Below are 17,810 nucleotides of genomic sequence, written 5' to 3' on the forward strand. Positions count from 1 at the left end.
CTCTGTATTCTTAATAATAAATACCCAACCAGTCGTATAACTTATGGCTCCATTTGCACTTTCTTCTTACGTCCTGACGGCTCAAGCAGATTTAGTCCAGCTACTAGATCGGATTATGACGTCGCTAGAATCTTTCTCAGCAGGCAACTGGGCTTGGTTGGGGGTAGCCATTCACCTGGTGCTAACCATTTTTATGGTGGTGCGTATTTTATCAACGCAGCGCAATACAGGTATCGCTATCGCTTGGTTGGTTCTGCTATTTGCCATTCCTTTTTTTAGTATTATTGCTTACATGTTAGTGGGCGAGCCTTATCTGGGTAAGAGCTATAAGCTACGTAACTCACAAGCCCAAGATATGTTAAATGGAGTGGCCAAACGTCAAGATATACAGCTAGCAAAAGTGGATGATACTCTATCTGAGCGCTATCAAGGTGTGAGCCGTATTGGTACATTTGATACTGGTTTTGGGGTTTATGATAACCACAGCATGCAGCTATTAACTTCTGCAGATAGTACTTTTGACACTTTAATACAAGATATAAATAATGCCTCCACCTTAATCTTGATGGAGTTTTATATTATTTACCCCAAAGGCCGAGTCCAAGAAGTGTTTCAGGCTTTAATTGAAGCGGTTCAAAGAGGGGTAGAGTGTCAAGTTTTGGCTGATAGTGTGGGAAGCTTTAGCTTCTTTGCCGATGATTGGCATGAAAAGCTGGTCGAAGCGGGGGTTATTATTCATCAGTCCTTACCCGTCGGTCTGTTTAAAACTTTATTAAAACGCAGTGATCTACGTAATCACCGAAAGATTGTGGTGATTGATGATGATATTGGTTATACCGGTAGTTTTAACTTAGTTGATCCTGAGTTTTTTAAACAAGACAAAGCCGTGGGGCAATGGATTGATCTGATCATGCGCATTCAAAGTGATAATGCGGTGAGTGTAGTCACGGCGTTGGCAGCGGTTAGCGTTACCGATATTGGGGCAGAAAGCACGCGTAATCTAGAGCAGCTTGGCTATCGGATTGAAAATAATATCAATATGTATACCCGTAAGTTGTATCGCCCCAAGCCTGCAATTAATGACATTAATGATAAGGCATCCGGCTATTTGGCCAGACAAATATCCTCCCTTAATTTAAGTGATGAATATGGTCATGACTTTAAGGCCTCAGAGCAAGATCCTGATTATGAGGTAGATTCAGACCCAAGCTTACCGGATTATATGCGGGCTATTGCCAATATGCCGGTGATAGACAATGTGATGGCTCAGGTTATCCCTTCAGCTCCGCGTATTACCGAACATGTAATTTATAATACTCTATTGACGATTTTTCATAGGGCAGATCACCGCATCCAGATAACCACCCCTTATTTCGTGCCGGATGAAGCCTTATTGGCCGCTTTAACCACAGCTGCAAAAAGGGGAGTAGAGGTTACGTTAATTTTACCCAAAAAAGTAGACTCCTTTTTTGTACAGCATGCTTCACAGGCCTCTTATTCAATACTGATGGAAGCGGGAGTCAAGATAGCTTTATTTAAAGGCGGCTTGCTACATGCCAAGACAGTGGTTATTGATGATGATTATTGCTTGTTTGGCACAGTAAATATGGACATGCGTAGCTTTTATTTAAATATGGAAATTAGCTTGGCGCTGTATACCCCAAGTATCGTAAAGCAGGTTTATGCTTGCCAACAGGCTTACTTAACTCAGTGTGAGCTGTTACAGTGGGATGAGTGGGAAAGTCGACCCACCTACAAGCAGCTTTTTGACTCAGGGATACGCTTATTTAGCCCGTTACTATAATGCTTAAATTACTGATAGGAATGGCTATTTTATAAATTTTAAATGCGGTAGAATATCGGCTATTTTTTATTCGGACCGTTCTATTAAAGTGCCTGATTATTTGGTTTTAGTGTTTTTAACAATGCTTATAAAGTAGTCTAAGGCTGCAATTTTTTAAGGTGATCATAGGTTGATTATGCCAGACAATAAAGACGCCAATGCTTCTAACTCAGCCTATTCTTCAGTATCAAATATCAAAAAATCTACTGAGGCCATCTCGCCTCCTTGGTACTACAAATTAGCCATTAAATTGTTAAAGCCAATTTATAGGCTGGTCTTGTGGCGCCGCTATCGCCAGGCCAAAAAAAGCGATATGCCAGTAGCCGATTATAAACAAGAAATCGACTCTCGTTATGGTCGTGATTATCCGCAGCCTCCGGCTTACTCCATACCATCCTCTTCAACACCTAGTGCTTTAAATGGAGCCAATATCTGGTGTCATGCCGTGTCATTGGGAGAGACCAATACCATTGCTCCTATGCTAAAAGTGATGCTACAGCAAGGGGCTAGAATTTGGATTACCAATACCACCCAAACCGGCTTTGCACGTACTGAACAGCTCTTTGCAGAAGCCATTGCCAACCAGCAAATGGTACATACTTTTGTGCCCGTTGATGATAAAGCCATCATTGAGAAGTTTGTTAATAAGGCTCGGCCTGATTTGGCGATGTTTGTAGAGACGGAGCTATGGGCCAATATCTTAGCGGTATTAAAACAGTCAGCAATCCCTTCGGTACTGGTGAATGCCAGGCTGTCGCAAAAATCCTTCGAAAGTTATGCCAAATATGCCTCAGTTAGTAAAAGCATGATGCACAATATCAGCATGATTATTGCTCAAGATGCGGACTCAGCAAAACGTTTTCGCCGCTTGGGGGCTGACGTTGTGAAGATTCGCCGGGCGAATTCTTTAAAGTGGTCAACAGGAACAGCCCCAGCTACTGCACAATCTGAATTGACAGTAACTGCTAAGGTACAAGCTTTACAGGCTGAATTTGGCGCTAATTCTGAAGTTTTCAATCGCCCTATTTGGGTTGCTGGCAGTACCCATGAAGGGGAAGAAAAAGCGGTCATTGAGACTCACAAACAGATTATTGCTCAGGCAAACTTGGCCAATGCTTTGCTTATTATAGTCCCTCGTCACCCTGAGCGCTTTGATGCGGTCGCTGAGCTACTTGATCAGTCTGGCTTGGTTTATCAGCGTCGTAGTCAGCAGCAGCTTATAGAGGCGAATACTCAGGTCTATCTTGCAGACACTATGGGGGAGTTAACGGCCTGTTATCAATTGGCAGATGTGGCCTTAGTAGGCGGGTCTTTGGTAAATATCGGGGGCCATAATCCGATTGAGGCGGCTAGTTTGGCCAAGCCTGTCATTATGGGTCCTTATACTCAGTCTTGTCATGAGGTCGTCGCTGCCTTAAATGAAGTGGGTGCTTTAAAAGTTGTGAATGCAGTCAACAGTACTCAAAAAGATAAGGTTTCTAAAATATCAGGTAATGCTAGTGCCATGCCTAATGCTTCACTGCTAGATAGTGTGATTCAATGGTTAACTTATCCTGAACAGGCTAAGCAGGCAGGTCAACAAGGGCAAAAGCTAGTGGCTACCAAGAGTAATGCCATGCAGCAACAGCTGCAGATGATAGAAGGTCTATTAACAGCCACTAAAATGGCGAACCAAGCTCCTGACCCAAAAGACGATGAAGTGGATTTGGATCACTTTAAGGTGCGTAAACGCGGTGAGGATGAAGCACTGTGAATATCCTACTATTACCTGAGTTAGATAACGAGCAGGCCAGCTTTAGTATCACTGACCTTAGCCAAATTAAGCATGTACAGCAGGTGCTTGAGCTCAAGGCAGGAGACAGCGTAAAAGTAGGCAGCGTAAATGGAAAATTAGGAACAGCAGTTATTGAAGCCGTGTCGGATACCCAGCTTAAGCTAGGTAGCCTGAATTTAGATACCATGCCTCCGAGTAAGCTGGATTTAACGGTAGTTTTAGCCTTGCCGAGGCCGAAGGTGTTGCGAAGACTAATAATGGATATGACTGCCATAGGGGTGGCCGAAATCATTTTAGTCAACAGCTACCGCACGGATAAAAGCTATTGGCAAAGCCCTATGCTCAGTAGAATTGATGAGTTTGTGACAGAGGGGCTGCAGCAAGGGGTAGATACCATAGCGCCTAACATCCAATTAAAAAAACGCTTTAAGCCCTTTGTGGAAGATGAGCTTAGTCTTTGGGCCAAAGATCGTAGTTTAGTGGTGGCTCACCCTTATAGCCCGCTATCTTTTAATGAATATTTTGAACAGGCAGGCTTGCCACAAGTATTGTGTATTGGTGCGGAAGGCGGCTGGATTGATTATGAGGTGGGCCTGTTACAAGACAATGGCTGTCAGGCCGTCAATATAGGCAGTCGGATTCTGCGTACGGAAGCTGCAGTCAATGCCTTATGCGGCCGTTATCTATAGGGCTGTTTTCAGTTATACTTAGCCTTTTAGGCTGCTTTAACTCTTATCCTTTCTTCTGTTCGCGTATTTACTGCCATAGGTTTCCTCTCATGTCCAAGGTTGTTAGGTCAAATAGCAAGTTTCTAACAAGAGCTTTACCTGTCTTTATTTTAGCCTCGCTAAGTTTGACGGGCTGTTCAGGTGACCAAAATCAGGAGGAGCAGCCAACCAACAACCCGGTGCAAATCAGTCAAGAAAGATTTCAAATAGGCACTGACCTGGACATAAAAAATATGACTAGGCTTAGTGATGCCTATCGTCAAGAGACTGGCATATTGATTGAGTGGGTGCCTGTAGATAAAAGTGTCTTTACTGTGAGCTTTGATGAAGAGCCTCCTTTGCACTTCGATGTAAATCTTCCAAAAGGGGTAGACATGTTAATGATGCATAGTGTCTACTCACTGGCCAATGCCAGTGCCAGTCATGTGCTACAGTCGGTAGGGTCACAGGTCTTGGTGGAGGCTGTGCCCACCCATTATCAAGACCCGGATGGAGAATGGTTTGGGGTGGGTAAGTATGCTCGAAGCATTGTTTATAACAAAAATAAAGTGAATGAGCGTGAATTGGTAAACTATGCCGGTCTTGGTGCCAACAAATGGCTGGGCAGGCTTTGTATGACCGATATTTATAGTCCAGAAAACCAAGCCATTGCTAAAATGATGATGTCCTATAATGGTACCAAGCTGACTCCAGAAATTCTGAGCAACTGGCAAACCAACATGGGCAGTCCACTGGCCAGCAATGAGGATGTCCTTAATCAGATGGAGCAAGGGGGCTGTGATGTGGGGATTGTAGACAGCGATGCCTTTTGGGGCTATGTCAAGACCCAGCCCAACACTCAGCTGCGGTTAATGTGGCCCAATCAAATTAACCGAGGGGCCATTACCAATGCTATTGCCATAGGTATGGTGGACAGTGGAGAAGAAGTGGGTCATGCTTTAAGGTTTATGGAGTGGTTGGTTAGCGATCGCGGGCAGGCATTGCTGGCTTTTTATACCAGTACTTTCCCCGTGATCGATATTAAAGACGAGACGGTAAATATGGAGGCCATTCGGCCTGAGTGGACTCAGTTTGAGCCTGATACCACCCCATTAATCGATATTATCAACGATCATCGTAAAATTGAGCCGTTAAAAAAAGAGCCCGAAGTGCCAGAAGAAGGGACAGAGGATACGGATATTATAGAGTAGGGTTTTTTATTGGTAATCAATTGCTAATCGTTATTGATAATTATTACCATTTGGATTAAAATGCTTTCAGCAGATAGTACTTATATCTCCAAAAATATTACTATAAAACCAACGCTTAATACTTTATAAAAGAGGCAAAAATGGGAACATCACGAGAAGCAACATCCGTAGCCAAAGCTAGCACCAAATACACTATGTTAAGTGCGGCGGTCCTTGGAGCATTAGCATTAGTAGGCTGTAATCAGTCTACTGAAGAAGCCACAACGACTGCAGATACTGAACAGAAAACCGAAGTGCAAGCTACCGATAAAGCTTCAGGTGATACCGTCACTATTTACTCATCACGTAACGAACAACTGATTCAGCCATTATTGGATGAATTTACCAAAGAGACAGGGATTCCTGTTGAGTTGGTTACGGATGATAGTGGTCCTCTAATAGCCCGTTTACAAGCAGAAAGCACCAATACTCCTGCCGATGTGCTACTTACCGTAGATGCTGGTAACTTATGGCAAGCCGGCCAAGAAGGTCTATTACAGCCTATTAATTCTGAAGTGGTTAATAGCAACGTTCCTGAGAAATACCGTTCAGTGGATGATTTATGGACTGGTCTGTCTTTGCGTGCTCGTACTATCTTCTATGACCCTGCCAAAGTACAGCCTACTGATTTATCAACTTATGCTGACCTGGCTGATCCTAAATGGAAAGGTAAACTTTGTTTACGTACGTCCAAGAAAGTATATAATCAGTCGTTAGTTGCTAGTATGATTGAGCATTATGGCCCTGAAAAAACAGAAGAAATCGTTAAAGGTTGGGTGGCCAACTTAGCAGCCCCCGTATTTAGTAACGACACTAAGCTACTAGAAGCGATCGCTTCAGGTCAGTGTGAAGTAGGTATTGCTAACAGCTACTACTATGGCCGTATCTTGGATGAAAATGCAGACTTCCCAGTGAAAATATTCTGGGCAAACCAAGGAGAAGGCGCTGAAGCTACAGGTACTCACGTAAACGTATCTGGTGCAGGCATTATCAAAAACTCTGATAACGTGGAAGGCGCTCGTAAGCTAATTGAATGGTTATCTTCAGACACTGCTCAAGGTAAATATGCCAGCAGCGATAAAGAATTCCCAGTAAAAGAAGGGGTCGATGAGTCTGAGATGCTTCGCTCATGGGGCAGCTTTAACCAAGATAATATTAATGTTAGTATCTTCGGTCAGCGCCAAGCTGAAGCGGTTCAATTGATGGACCGTGCAGGTTACGAATAAGTTATTACTTACTGATTAATAATAATAAACAGTAATAAAAGGTTATAGGTATCAAGGTAATTTAATGCTATATAACAAAACCATAAATAACTGCTGAAAGTAAGGGCTCCTGTCACAGGTAGCCCTTATACTTTGCAATAGGGTTTTATGAAAGCGAATATTTCAAAAGGGTCGTTATTAGCGAAATCAGTCTTAGCATTGGTTTCGCTATTTATGTTAATACCAGTGATCATTGTCATGCGCTCGTGGTTCGAGCCTATGGCAGATATTTGGTCACACTTGGCTGAATTTGTCCTACCTCAAGTCATCAAAAACACCATACTAATCTTGGCATTAGTAACAGTATTGGCGGGGAGTCTGGGGACTTACTTGGCTTGGCTGACCAGTATGTATCGCTTCACAGGACAGAAGTTCTTCGTCTGGGCTCTGATGCTACCTTTTGCCATTCCAGCCTATGTATTGGCATTTGTCAGCGTAGGCATACTGGATTATAGTGGCTTTATTCAGACCTCTCTTAGAGACATGGGGCTTAGCTGGTCGATACCGAACATTCGCAGTGTTTGGGGTGCCGGTATTATTCTCTCCTTAGTCTTCTATCCTTATGTTTATCTTTTAGCCCGACAAGCCTTTTTATCCCAAGGTCAACGCGCTCTAGAAGCCGGTCAAATGCTGGGGTTAACCCGTAATAAATCTTTTTTTAAAGTGGCTTTGCCTCAAGCCATGCCTTGGATTGTGGGTGGCCTATTATTAACCTGGATGGAAACTTTAGCCGACTTTGGCGCAGTCTCTGTCTTTAATTTAGACACTTTTACTACCGCCATTTATAAGTCTTGGTTTGGCTTTTTTAGTTTAACCACGGCAGCACAATTGGCAGCGCTGCTTATTATCACGGTCTTTATCATTCTACTGTTAGAGCGTTATTGGCAAAAGAGGCGCAGTTATCTTCCCAGTGCAGGTAATCGGCAACGTGAAAGACTCACCGGTCTTCGTAACGTATGGGCAGTGATATTCTGTAGTTTTATTTTTATTATGGCCTTTGGGCTACCCATGACTCAGTTATTAATTTGGGTTGTGCAAAATTATCAAATTGATTTAGATGCTCGTTATTGGGACTTTGTTAAGAACACGGTATTGATTGCTGGAACCACTGCCACAGTCATTGCAGCCGTGGCTTTAATGGTAGCTTGGTTATTGCGTCAGCATCCGAGTCGAAGCAATCAGCTACTGGTTTCTATGTCCAACTTAGGATATGCAGTGCCTGGTACCGTACTGGCAGTTGGGGTATTTATTCCCATTGCTTGGCTAGACAACCTATTAATTGCTCAAAACATTACCAGTGCTCAGATACTTAGTGGTAGTGTGATTGTGATGTTACTGGCATTAACCACGCGTTTTATGACCGTGGGCTTTCAGCCTATTGATAGACAATTAAATAGATTAACCCCAAGCCAAGAGCAAGCGGCGCAATTGTTGACCACAAATCGCTGGCAACGTTGGCGTAAGGTTTATCTACCTGTGATTAGTCCTGGGGTTTTTACCGCTCTCATTATGGTGTTCGTTGAAGTGACCAAGGAGATGCCTATTACCTTAATGACACGTCGTCAAGGCTGGGATACCTTAGCAGTACGGGTATTTGAAATGACCTCTGAGGGGATGTATGAACGGGCTGCATTGCCCAGTTTGACCATTGTTTTAGTAGGTCTAATCCCTGTCATTTTATTAATCACTCAATCAGATAAAAGCTAAGCCGGCCTTAATACTTCTTATTTTATAATAGCCTAAGCAAAAAAATGGTGAATTCAATGCAGTCAACCTCAACTCAACAGTCTCAGTTAAATTCACATTATTTGACGTTAGAGAACCTAATTGTCAGCTTCGGTGAAACTGAGGTGGTGAAGTCACTGTCTATGCAGCTAGAGCAAGGAGAGATTGGCTGCTTGCTAGGGTTCAGTGGCTGCGGTAAAACGACTGCGCTTCGTGCTATTGCTGGTCTTGAAACGCCTCAAAATGGCAAAGTTATCCTTAACGGTAAGATTCTGACTGACATCAATCAAGGCCATATCAAGGTTCAAGTGGTGCCCGCTAAGCGTGATATGGGCATGGTGTTCCAAGATTATGCTTTATTTAGTCACTTAACGGTCAGCGAAAATATTGGCTTTGGCTTACACCGCTGGAGTAAAGTTGATAAGGCAGCTCGTATTAAAGAGATGTTGGAGTTGGTCGAGCTTAGCGAACATGCCAATAAGCGTATTAACCAGCTATCTGGAGGGCAACAGCAGCGTATTGCTTTGGCCCGGGCTTTAGCGCCCAAACCGGATCTGTTATTGCTTGATGAGCCATTTTCAAACTTAGATATGATGCTTCGTGAGTCATTGGCTGCCAAAGTGCGTGATATTCTAAAGCGGACCAATACCACGGCCATCTTAGTTACCCATGATCAGCATGAGGCCTTTGCCATAGCCGATAAAATAGGGGTTATGCATAAAGGTAAGCTGGCACAGTGGGCGACCCCAGATGAGTTATATCATGAGCCCAATAGTCCCTTTATTGCTGAGTTTATTGGAGAGGGGGCAATGATTGATGGCATCATTGAGCAGGGAGTTATCAAGACTGCTTTGGGCGATATCAAGCGTTATCCTGAGCCTATTCATTCTCACTATCATGAAATGGATTATGAGACTTACTTTGCTCAAGGGGAGGTGTGTGAATATGATTTCCCTAATGGCACTAAGATTAAGGTCTTGATTCGTCCCGATGACATCGTCCATGATGACCACAGTCCGCAGATGGCGATGGTGGTTGAGCGGGTGTTTCGCGGAGCAAACTTTCTATACCGCTTACGCCTAGAAAACGGAGAGGAAGTATTGTCGCTTATTTCAAGCCATCATGACCATCCTGTCGGCTCTATGATAGGTTTTCGCCCCTTAATGGCTCATGTGGTGTTGTTCCAAGGCAGTGAGTTAGATGTGACCACCTGGCAGCGTATTTAACGCCAGCACATGAATATAACGACCGAGCCATTTGTAGGGGGCTTGATCTGAATAACGCAGCTCCATTTCAATAACTGCTTCTGGATTGGTGTGTCCTCCTCGCTTTAGAGGGGCATAGTCATGAAATACACGTAAGCCACTGACTTTATCGATAGCAAAGCTTTGCTCTGTAAGCCAGCCTTCTACTTCCTCGTAGCTGACTGGATTATTGGGAGTAAGGCTTTTTTTATTGTCTGATTTAAAGTCGGGGTTATTTAATAAATTAAAGTTGCCCATGATTAAATTGCGATACACGAAGCTCGCCGGGTTATAAAAGCAAAGGGATAATACCCCAGTAGGCGCTAACCATTTCTTAAAAAAGGGCATAATCTGTTTTGGGTCACCTAGCCATTCGAGCAAAGCATGACACAATATCAAATCAAAACCGGCGACAGACTCAGAGGGTAGCTTAATTTGCAGATCCTGGTAAGGACACACCAGCCATTTGATATCATCAATGACCCCCAACTGCTTTGCATCAGCCTTGGCTTCAGTAAGCATGTTGTCTGAGATATCATTAATAGTCACATTGTGACCTTGTGTGGCCAACTCGATGGATAACTGTGCTAGCCCTGCGCCCACATCCAATATTTCTAACGGGCGATTGAGCTGGCGTGATAAGTCACTGACAACAGCGCTAAGATCACGCTTTAATACCGCCAATCTAATGTCACCTTTCAAGCCTCCATATACCTTTTTGACAAAATGCTCAGTAATGGGGTCAAAGTTACGATCTTCTGCTGTGCTCATGTAAGGTTACCTAAAGGAGTCAATTAAGATGATTTGGGGCTAAAAAGCTTTGATTGTAACCAACCTATTTGATTTTACCAAGTAATATTCTACTAACTGAAAATATGGAAACTTGGTTGGGATTTTAATCAATAACAATACGCTAATTTCATTGAGGAATTGCGAGTTAATGTCAGTAAAACCGCCCGTTTAAGCGTAATTTATGCTAAAATACGGCTGGTTATTATTGGTATAAAAAATTAAAAAATAGTTTGCAGTTTCTTTTCTTTGAAGGACTATTAAAACCTTCATCAAGAAAGTCAGCTGTCAACATGGAGAAGTATGTATGAATGATTCGGTCAGTCCTATTGCTATCGTAGATGAGATGAAGCAATCTTATCTCGATTATGCAATGAGCGTTATTGTTTCTAGAGCTTTACCTGATGTACGGGATGGTCTAAAACCTGTGCATCGCCGTATCATGTATGCCATGCATCAGCTCTCCAACGACTACAATAAACCTTATAAAAAATCTGCCCGTGTGGTCGGTGACGTAATCGGTAAATATCACCCTCATGGTGATACTGCTGTGTATGATGCCATTGTACGTATGGCGCAGGACTTTAGTTTGCGTTATCCCATGGTCGATGGTCAAGGTAACTTCGGTTCAATCGATGATGACCCAGCTGCTGCGATGCGTTATACCGAAGTACGTATGACCAAGCTGACTCACCAGATGCTGGCTGACCTCGAAAAAGACACTGTAGACTGGGAAGATAACTACGATGGTTCTGAGCGTATGCCCAGTGTCCTGCCTGCTCGTATCCCTAACTTATTGGTTAACGGCGCGACAGGTATTGCGGTAGGTATGGCGACCAATATGGCACCGCACAACCTAACCGAAGTGTTAAATGCGTGTTTGGCATATGCTGATAATCCAAACATTTCAAGCGAAGAGTTAACCACTTACATCTCAGGTCCTGATTTCCCTACGGGCGGTATCATCTATGGCCGTGCAGGAATTGTGGATGCGTATCGTACTGGTAAAGGCCGTGTGCATATTCGTGGCCGCTATCATATCGAGCCTATGAGTGACACTGGTGTTAACCGTGATCGTGAACGCATTGTATTTACCGAGATTCCTTATCAGGCGAACAAAGCTAAGCTGATTGAGCGTATCGCGGAATTAGTACGCGATAAAAAGATTGAAGGTATTTCAGAGATTCGTGATGAGTCTGATAAAGACGGCATGCGTATCGCCATTGACCTACGCCGCGGTGAAGTGGCTGAAGTTATTGTTAATAACCTGTTTTTGCAGACCCCGCTAGAATCAAGCTTTAGTATTAATATGGTTGCGCTTGATAACGGCCAACCTAAGCTAATGACCCTACGCCAGTTAATTGCTGCGTTCGTGCGTCACCGTCAAGAAGTGGTCACCCGCCGCACAATTTATGAGCTAAATAAAGCCAAAGCTCGTGGTCACTTATTAGAAGGCTTGACCGTAGCTCTAGCCAACATTGATGAGATCATTGCCACCATTAAAGAGTCGGCCAACCGTGGGGAAGCCCGTGAGAAGCTGTTAGCTCAGATTTGGGACTCAGGCACTGTGGTAGCGATGTTACAAGCAGCGGGCCGTGGTACGTTAGTAGCGGGTGATTTACGCTCAGTTCGTCCTGAGTTTATCGAAGGCGAAGATTTAAAAAATCCATTTGGCTTAATTGATAACGGCAATAATTACCGCTTATCAGTAGAGCAAGTCAACGCTATCTTAGAGATGCAGCTACACCGTTTAACGGGTCTTGAGCATGAAAAGTTAACTGAAGAATATCAAGATTTGTTGCGTCAAATCGCTGAATTTGAATCTATTTTGGCTGACTTTGATAAGCTGATGATGGTTATCAAAAATGAGATGCATGAGATTTTAGAGAACTTTGGCGATGAGCGTCGCACAGATATCGTTGATTCTCGTACTGACTTTAGCCGTGAAGACCTAATTCCTGAGCAGACCGTTGTGCTAACTGTATCGCGTACTGGTTATGCAAAAACTCAGCCAATCAGTGATTATGTGGCTCAAAAACGAGGTGGTAAGGGTAAGTCTGCCACAGCGATGAAAGAAGATGATGTGATTGATCACCTAGTAGTGACTTCAACTCATGCGACGGTATTGTGCTTTACGGATAATGGGCGAGTATTTAGCCTAAGAGGCTTTGAAGTCCCTATTGCCAGCCGTGGTTCGCGAGGCCGCCCACTGGTTAACATCATCGGACTTGATCCGGATGAAGTGGTAACTACCATCTTGCCTATTCCTAATTTATCAGAAGAAATTGACAGCCGTTTTGTGTTCTTTGCTACTGCTAACGGTACGGTAAAACGTGTTGAGCTATCTCAATTTGCCAATATCCGTTCTAATGGTCTAATCGCTATTGGGCTGGAAGAAGGCGATAAACTAGTATCGGCCCGTATTACCAATGGTGAGCAGGAAGTTATGCTGTTTGCTTCAAGTGGTAAAGCGATTCGTTTTGATGAAAATGATGCGCGTGTGATGGGACGTACCGCCAAAGGTGTCCGTGGTATGCGCATTGCCAAAGATGAGTTTATTAAGTCATTAGTTGTCATTGAAGAAGATGTTAAAGAAATCTTGATTGCCTGTGAAAACGGCTATGGTAAACGTACACCGGTAGAAGAGTTCAATGCTCAGAATCGTGGTGGTGGCGGTGTTATTGCCATTAAGACCAGTGAGCGTAATGGCGCGTTAGTACGTGCCACAAAAGTTCATCCTGAAGACGATATTATCTTAATTTCAAATAAAGGCACTCTGGTTCGTACGCCAGTTGCTCAAGTAGCTACATCAGGCCGAAATACTCAAGGGGTAACTTTGATTCGCTTGGCCAATGATGAAGCTTTAGTGGCAATGGCCCGAGTCGAAGATAGTGGTGAGGAAGATGAAATCGTTGAAGCCATGAAAGATGAAGGTTTGTTGGCTGACGACGCTATTGAAGGCTTGGAGGAACAACTAGATCTAGATGAAGCTGAAGATAGCTTAGAGGATGATCAGTAGTTAATGAGTATTGATTTGATAGCGGTAACTGGATAAGTTCTAAATTGATAAGCGCTAAGCATCTTATCTAGGCTGTCATTCAGTATGGTTTAACAAATAACCTCTATGAGCGGTCGTTGATAACCTATAAAATGCCAACATAATGTTGGCATTTTTTTTGCTCTAAACAATAAGGAAAGTATATGTCTGAATTGCATTTGCATCATTTAGAAAACTCACGATCATTTCGTATTCTGTGGCTATTAGAAGAGCTGGGTGTGGAGTATCAATTAACCAGATATGAGCGTACCAACTCTTATTTGGCCCCAAAGAGCTTGGAGCGAGTCCACCCTTCAGGCAAGTCTCCTGTGTTAGAGGTAGCAGGTCTTAATCCAAAAGATCCAGCAGAAAAGACCAGCCTAATAGAGTCAGGACACATCATTGATTATTTAATGGCGAAGTATGACACAGAGTATAAGCTACATCCGAAGGTGGATGCTGAGAGTCAGGCCTGGCGTGATTATGACTTTTGGATGCATTATGCAGAAGCTTCAGCTATGCCCGCTTTGGTGATGCGTCTGGTGTTTAGTAAGGTAGTTGAGCGCTCTCCAACTTTGATTAAGCCCATAGCCAAAGGCATTCGTAAGCAAGTAGAAGCGTTGATGATCAATAAGAATATTAGAACAGCTCTGGATTTAATCGAAGAGAAGTTGTCAAAAGATAAGTGGTTTGCGGGCAGCGAGTTTAGTGCAGCAGATGTGCAAATGGGCTTTTTTATTGAAGCTGCCAATGCCGGTCCTGGGCTTGATGAAGTCCGCTATAATAGTACTTTAAATTGGCTAAAGCGCTGTCAGGGCAGACAGGCCTATAAAGCTGCGGTGGAAAAAGGAGGTAAGCTTGAGTTCTAGTTCTTTTACTCAGGAAAGTCAAAAAATAGAAGCTAATAAACCAGAGATTTTAAAAAACTGGAAAACAAAGTTATTTATATTATTGCTTTGCGTGGTAAGTTTTTATGCAGGTTGGCAAGCCAGCCGCTCGCATTTAGTGAAAGAATGTCAGTTGGCAGGCGCTCAAGTTACGGTAGAGGATGGTTTGGTTATTTGTCAGATGCCTCAATAAATCCATTCGAGTAAGATTTTTATGCTCTTTTTTACCTAACCTGTTACAGCTCGATTGCTCCTACAGCTCCATTGTTTAAGCTGATTTTTAAAGACAGCTATCTATAAAGCCCGTATTGACGAATTCACGTTGGTACGGGCTTTTTTTGGCTATAGCTTTTATATACAGGGTTACTTATTAGTCATGTACAGCTATTGACAGTTAAAAATATTATAAATTATTACTTGAAATCAAATCGATTAGGTAGCATATAAATAGCAGATACAAGCAAAGCAAAAGTGCCAGGCTAGAATGGTTTTTACGCTAAAGTACTTGAAAGTTGCTTCAGAGAAACAGATATAAAAAGTATAAATTATTATAAGGATAACTTAATGAGATTTGAAAAGTTCACCCAAAAACTACAGGCAGCTTTACAGCAAGCCCAAAGTCTGGCAATTGGTCGAGACCATACCAGTATTAGCCCGATTCATATCATGGCTGCACTATTAGAAGATGAATCAAACATCTCAGTGTGCCAACAGGCAGGGGCTAGCGTTCCGGCTCTTAAGAATGGGGTTGCGAAAGCTTTAGACAACGAAGCAGTCATATCCAATCCAACAGGAGAGGTTAATTTAAATACAGAGTCGATTCGAATTTTAAACTTGGCGGACCGTCAAGCTCAAAAAGCAGGAGATGAGTACATTGCCACTGAGTGGGTAATGCTGATTTTGGCAGAGCAGGGCGACACTAAGAAAATTTTTAAAGAAGCTGGGGTTACTTCAGAAAAATTACAAGCTGTTATTGAACAACTTCGTGGAGAACAAACCGTGGACAGTCAAAACGCTGAAGACCAACGCGATGCGTTAAACAAATATACTGTGAACCTTACAGAACAGGCTGAGATGGGTAAGCTGGACCCAGTTATTGGTCGTGATGAAGAGATTCGTAGAACCATCCAAGTATTATCTCGCCGAACCAAAAATAACCCAGTATTAATTGGTGAGCCAGGTGTGGGTAAAACAGCCATTGTTGAAGGTTTAGCACAGAAGATTGTCAATGGTGATGTGCCAGAAGGCTTACGTCATAAAGAAGTGTTGTCACTAGACTTAGGGGCTTTGATTGCCGGTGCTAAGTATCGTGGTGAGTTTGAAGAGCGTTTGAAAAACGTTCTAAATGACTTAGCGAAGCAAGAAGGCAATGTCATCTTATTCATCGACGAGCTACATACCATGGTCGGAGCGGGTAAAACCGACGGAGCTATGGATGCCGGTAATATGTTAAAGCCAGCTCTGGCTCGTGGTGAACTGCACTGTGTGGGAGCAACTACGCTTGATGAGTACCGCCAGTACATCGAGAAAGACGCTGCTCTTGAGCGCCGTTTCCAAAAAGTACTGGTGGATGAACCCACTGTTGAAGATACCATTGCTATTTTGCGTGGTCTAAAAGAGCGCTATGAGCTACACCATGGTGTCGACATTCAAGACAGTGCCATTATTGCTGCTGCCCGCATGAGTCATCGTTATATCACTGATCGTAAGCTACCTGATAAAGCCATTGATTTGGTTGATGAGGCAGCGAGCCGTCTGCGTATGGAGATGGACAGTAAGCCTGAAGCATTGGGTAAACTTGATAGCCGTCTGATTCAATTAAAAATGCAACGTGAAGTGTTAAAAAATGAAGAAGATGCTGGAGCACAAGCAGAGCGCAGAGTTCTTGATGAGCAAATCGAAGAGCTTGAAAAAGAATATGCCGATCTAAACGAAATCTGGCAAGCAGAAAAAGCTTTGGTAAAAGGCAGTCAGCAGTTAAAAGACGAGCTAGATAAAGCGCGTATTGCTTATGATAAAGCCAGTCGTGAAGGCGATTATGAAACCATGAGTAAGCTGCAGTATGAGACCATTCCGCAGTTAGAAAAACGCATCACAGAATCTGACTTGGCTGAACAAAAAGAGCAAGCCGGCGAAGGCGACCGTATCAAGTTACTACGTAACAAAGTGACGGATAATGAAATTGCTGAAGTTGTGGCTGCTGCGACCGGTATTCCGGTCAGTAGAATGCTACAAGGCGAGCGTGAGAAAATGTTGACGATGGAAGAGCGTCTACATGAGCGTGTGGTAGGTCAGGACGAAGCGGTACAGTCGGTAGCTAACGCGGTTCGTCGTAGCCGTGCCGGTCTATCTGATCCAAACCGTCCTTCAGGCTCGTTCTTATTCCTAGGTCCAACAGGGGTAGGTAAAACTGAGTTGACTAAATCTTTGGCCAACTTCTTGTTTGATTCTGAAGATGCCATGGTGCGTATCGACATGAGTGAGTACATGGAGAAGCATAGTGTGAGCCGTTTGGTAGGTGCACCTCCAGGTTATGTGGGCTATGAAGAGGGTGGGGTACTAACGGAAGCGGTTCGCCGTAAGCCTTATAGCGTTATCTTGTTTGATGAGGTTGAAAAAGCTCACCCAGATGTCTTCAACATTCTATTGCAAGTATTGGATGATGGCCGCTTAACCGACTCACAAGGTCGTGTGGTCGACTTCAAAAACACAGTTATCATCATGACCAGTAACTTAGGATCGCACAAGATTCAGGAGATGGCTGGTGATGACTATGAAGAGATTAAATCAGCGGTTATGGAGTCTGTGGGTCAGCACTTCCGTCCTGAGTTCGTCAACCGTATTGACGAGATTGTGGTATTCCACCCACTGGGTATGTCACAGATGGCCGGTATTGCGGATATTCAGTTAAATCGTCTGCGTGATCGTCTCAAAGAGCGTGAAATGGACATCAAGTTGTCACCAGATGCCCTGCACATGCTAGTAGCAGTAGGCTATGATCCTGTCTATGGCGCACGTCCTCTTAAGCGTGCTATCCAGCAGCAGATTGAAAACCCATTGTCACTGAAGCTTCTATCAGGAGAATTCGTGGCAGGTGATACCATAGTTGTTGATGTGGATGAAGAAGATAACTTACTTTTTTCTAAAGCATAATAAAGGTATCAGATATATGTGAAAGCAAAGTAGCTAAAATTGTCTTGCTTGCTAATCTGCTTATCTATATCTTCAACCCAAACCCTTATCTACACCAGTAGGTAAGGGTTTTTTGTTTTAGGAAGTTGTGTGTATG

12 protein-coding genes are annotated in these 17,810 nt (G+C 43.4%); 11 read left to right on the forward strand and 1 reads right to left on the reverse strand.

The window, feature by feature from the left end; all coding sequences use genetic code 11:
* The first annotated feature begins 43 nt into the window (after window positions 1–43).
* The 7 genes from B3S92_RS02900 to B3S92_RS02930 all read left to right on the forward strand — a co-directional run bounded on the left by B3S92_RS02900 (window position 44) and on the right by B3S92_RS02930 (window position 9,790).
* Window positions 44–1,804 carry a phospholipase D-like domain-containing protein gene (locus B3S92_RS02900; protein WP_296202542.1) on the forward strand — a complete coding sequence of 587 codons (1,761 nt, stop codon included), beginning with the start codon at window positions 44–46 and terminating at the stop codon, window positions 1,802–1,804.
* 175 nt (window positions 1,805–1,979) lie between these two features.
* On the forward strand, window positions 1,980–3,596 hold the full coding sequence (locus B3S92_RS02905) for a 3-deoxy-D-manno-octulosonic acid transferase (RefSeq protein WP_296202544.1): 1,617 nt from the start codon (window positions 1,980–1,982) through the stop codon (window positions 3,594–3,596).
* The gene (locus B3S92_RS02910) at window positions 3,593–4,306 is read left to right on the forward strand and encodes a 16S rRNA (uracil(1498)-N(3))-methyltransferase (protein ID WP_296202545.1); all 714 of its coding nucleotides are present in this window, start codon (window positions 3,593–3,595) and stop codon (window positions 4,304–4,306) included. Before B3S92_RS02905 ends, B3S92_RS02910 begins: the two co-directional genes overlap by 4 nt.
* Before the next feature lie 272 nt (window positions 4,307–4,578).
* Window positions 4,579–5,535, forward strand: coding sequence for an ABC transporter substrate-binding protein (locus tag B3S92_RS02915; protein WP_296202548.1), 957 nt, complete (start codon window positions 4,579–4,581; stop codon window positions 5,533–5,535).
* Between the two features lie 140 nt (window positions 5,536–5,675).
* Window positions 5,676–6,800: an extracellular solute-binding protein gene (locus B3S92_RS02920; RefSeq protein ID WP_296202550.1), complete on the forward strand. Its 1,125-nt coding sequence runs from the start codon at window positions 5,676–5,678 to the stop codon at window positions 6,798–6,800.
* A 147-nt stretch (window positions 6,801–6,947) separates the two neighbouring features.
* Window positions 6,948–8,546, forward strand: coding sequence for an ABC transporter permease (locus B3S92_RS02925; protein ID WP_296202552.1), 1,599 nt, complete (start codon window positions 6,948–6,950; stop codon window positions 8,544–8,546).
* Window positions 8,547–8,602: 56 nt separating this feature from the next.
* Window positions 8,603–9,790, forward strand: coding sequence for an ABC transporter ATP-binding protein (locus B3S92_RS02930; protein WP_296202554.1), 1,188 nt, complete (start codon window positions 8,603–8,605; stop codon window positions 9,788–9,790).
* On the opposite strand, the gene B3S92_RS02935 is transcribed toward B3S92_RS02930, so the two are convergent.
* Window positions 9,761–10,579 (reverse strand): methyltransferase domain-containing protein, encoded by an 819-nt coding sequence (locus B3S92_RS02935; RefSeq protein WP_296202556.1) that lies wholly within the window; start codon window positions 10,577–10,579, stop codon window positions 9,761–9,763. The two genes, B3S92_RS02930 and B3S92_RS02935, sit on opposite strands and share 30 nt — an antisense overlap.
* Window positions 10,580–10,904: 325 nt before the next feature.
* On the opposite strand from B3S92_RS02935, the gene gyrA reads away from it, so the two are divergent.
* The 4 genes from gyrA (at window position 10,905) to clpB (ending at window position 17,674) form a co-directional block, all read left to right on the forward strand.
* Complete coding sequence (gene gyrA, locus B3S92_RS02940) at window positions 10,905–13,616, forward strand: DNA gyrase subunit A (RefSeq protein ID WP_296202558.1); 2,712 nt, start codon at window positions 10,905–10,907, stop codon at window positions 13,614–13,616.
* 182 nt (window positions 13,617–13,798) lie between these two features.
* Entirely contained in the window at window positions 13,799–14,503 is a 705-nt protein-coding gene (locus tag B3S92_RS02945; protein WP_296202561.1) for a glutathione S-transferase, read from the forward strand.
* A complete protein-coding gene (locus tag B3S92_RS02950) occupies window positions 14,493–14,714 on the forward strand; it encodes a hypothetical protein (RefSeq protein ID WP_296202562.1) in 222 nt (73 codons plus the stop codon). The genes B3S92_RS02945 and B3S92_RS02950 overlap by 11 nt, the downstream gene beginning before the upstream one ends.
* A gap of 371 nt (window positions 14,715–15,085) precedes the next feature.
* Window positions 15,086–17,674: an ATP-dependent chaperone ClpB gene (clpB, locus tag B3S92_RS02955; RefSeq protein ID WP_077451056.1), complete on the forward strand. Its 2,589-nt coding sequence runs from the start codon at window positions 15,086–15,088 to the stop codon at window positions 17,672–17,674.
* The last annotated feature ends 136 nt before the right edge of the window (window positions 17,675–17,810 follow it).

The organism is Psychrobacter sp. UBA3962, assembly GCF_002385225.1.
Taxonomy (GTDB): Bacteria; Pseudomonadota; Gammaproteobacteria; order Pseudomonadales; family Moraxellaceae; genus Psychrobacter.

Bases quoted from the DNA above. Each gene is read 5' to 3' on its own strand.
- gyrA (WP_296202558.1), top strand. From the start codon at position 10,905: ATGAATGATTCGGTCAGTCCTATTGCTATCGTAGATGAGATGAAGCAA.
- B3S92_RS02920 (WP_296202550.1), top strand. From the start codon at position 5,676: ATGGGAACATCACGAGAAGCAACATCCGTAGCCAAAGCTAGCACCAAA.
- B3S92_RS02935 (WP_296202556.1), bottom strand. From the start codon at position 10,579: ATGAGCACAGCAGAAGATCGTAACTTTGACCCCATTACTGAGCATTTT.
- B3S92_RS02930 (WP_296202554.1), top strand. From the start codon at position 8,603: ATGCAGTCAACCTCAACTCAACAGTCTCAGTTAAATTCACATTATTTG.
- B3S92_RS02945 (WP_296202561.1), top strand. From the start codon at position 13,799: ATGTCTGAATTGCATTTGCATCATTTAGAAAACTCACGATCATTTCGT.
- clpB (WP_077451056.1), top strand. From the start codon at position 15,086: ATGAGATTTGAAAAGTTCACCCAAAAACTACAGGCAGCTTTACAGCAA.
- B3S92_RS02905 (WP_296202544.1), top strand. From the start codon at position 1,980: ATGCCAGACAATAAAGACGCCAATGCTTCTAACTCAGCCTATTCTTCA.
- B3S92_RS02925 (WP_296202552.1), top strand. From the start codon at position 6,948: ATGAAAGCGAATATTTCAAAAGGGTCGTTATTAGCGAAATCAGTCTTA.
- B3S92_RS02915 (WP_296202548.1), top strand. From the start codon at position 4,579: ATGACTAGGCTTAGTGATGCCTATCGTCAAGAGACTGGCATATTGATT.
- B3S92_RS02900 (WP_296202542.1), top strand. From the start codon at position 44: ATGGCTCCATTTGCACTTTCTTCTTACGTCCTGACGGCTCAAGCAGAT.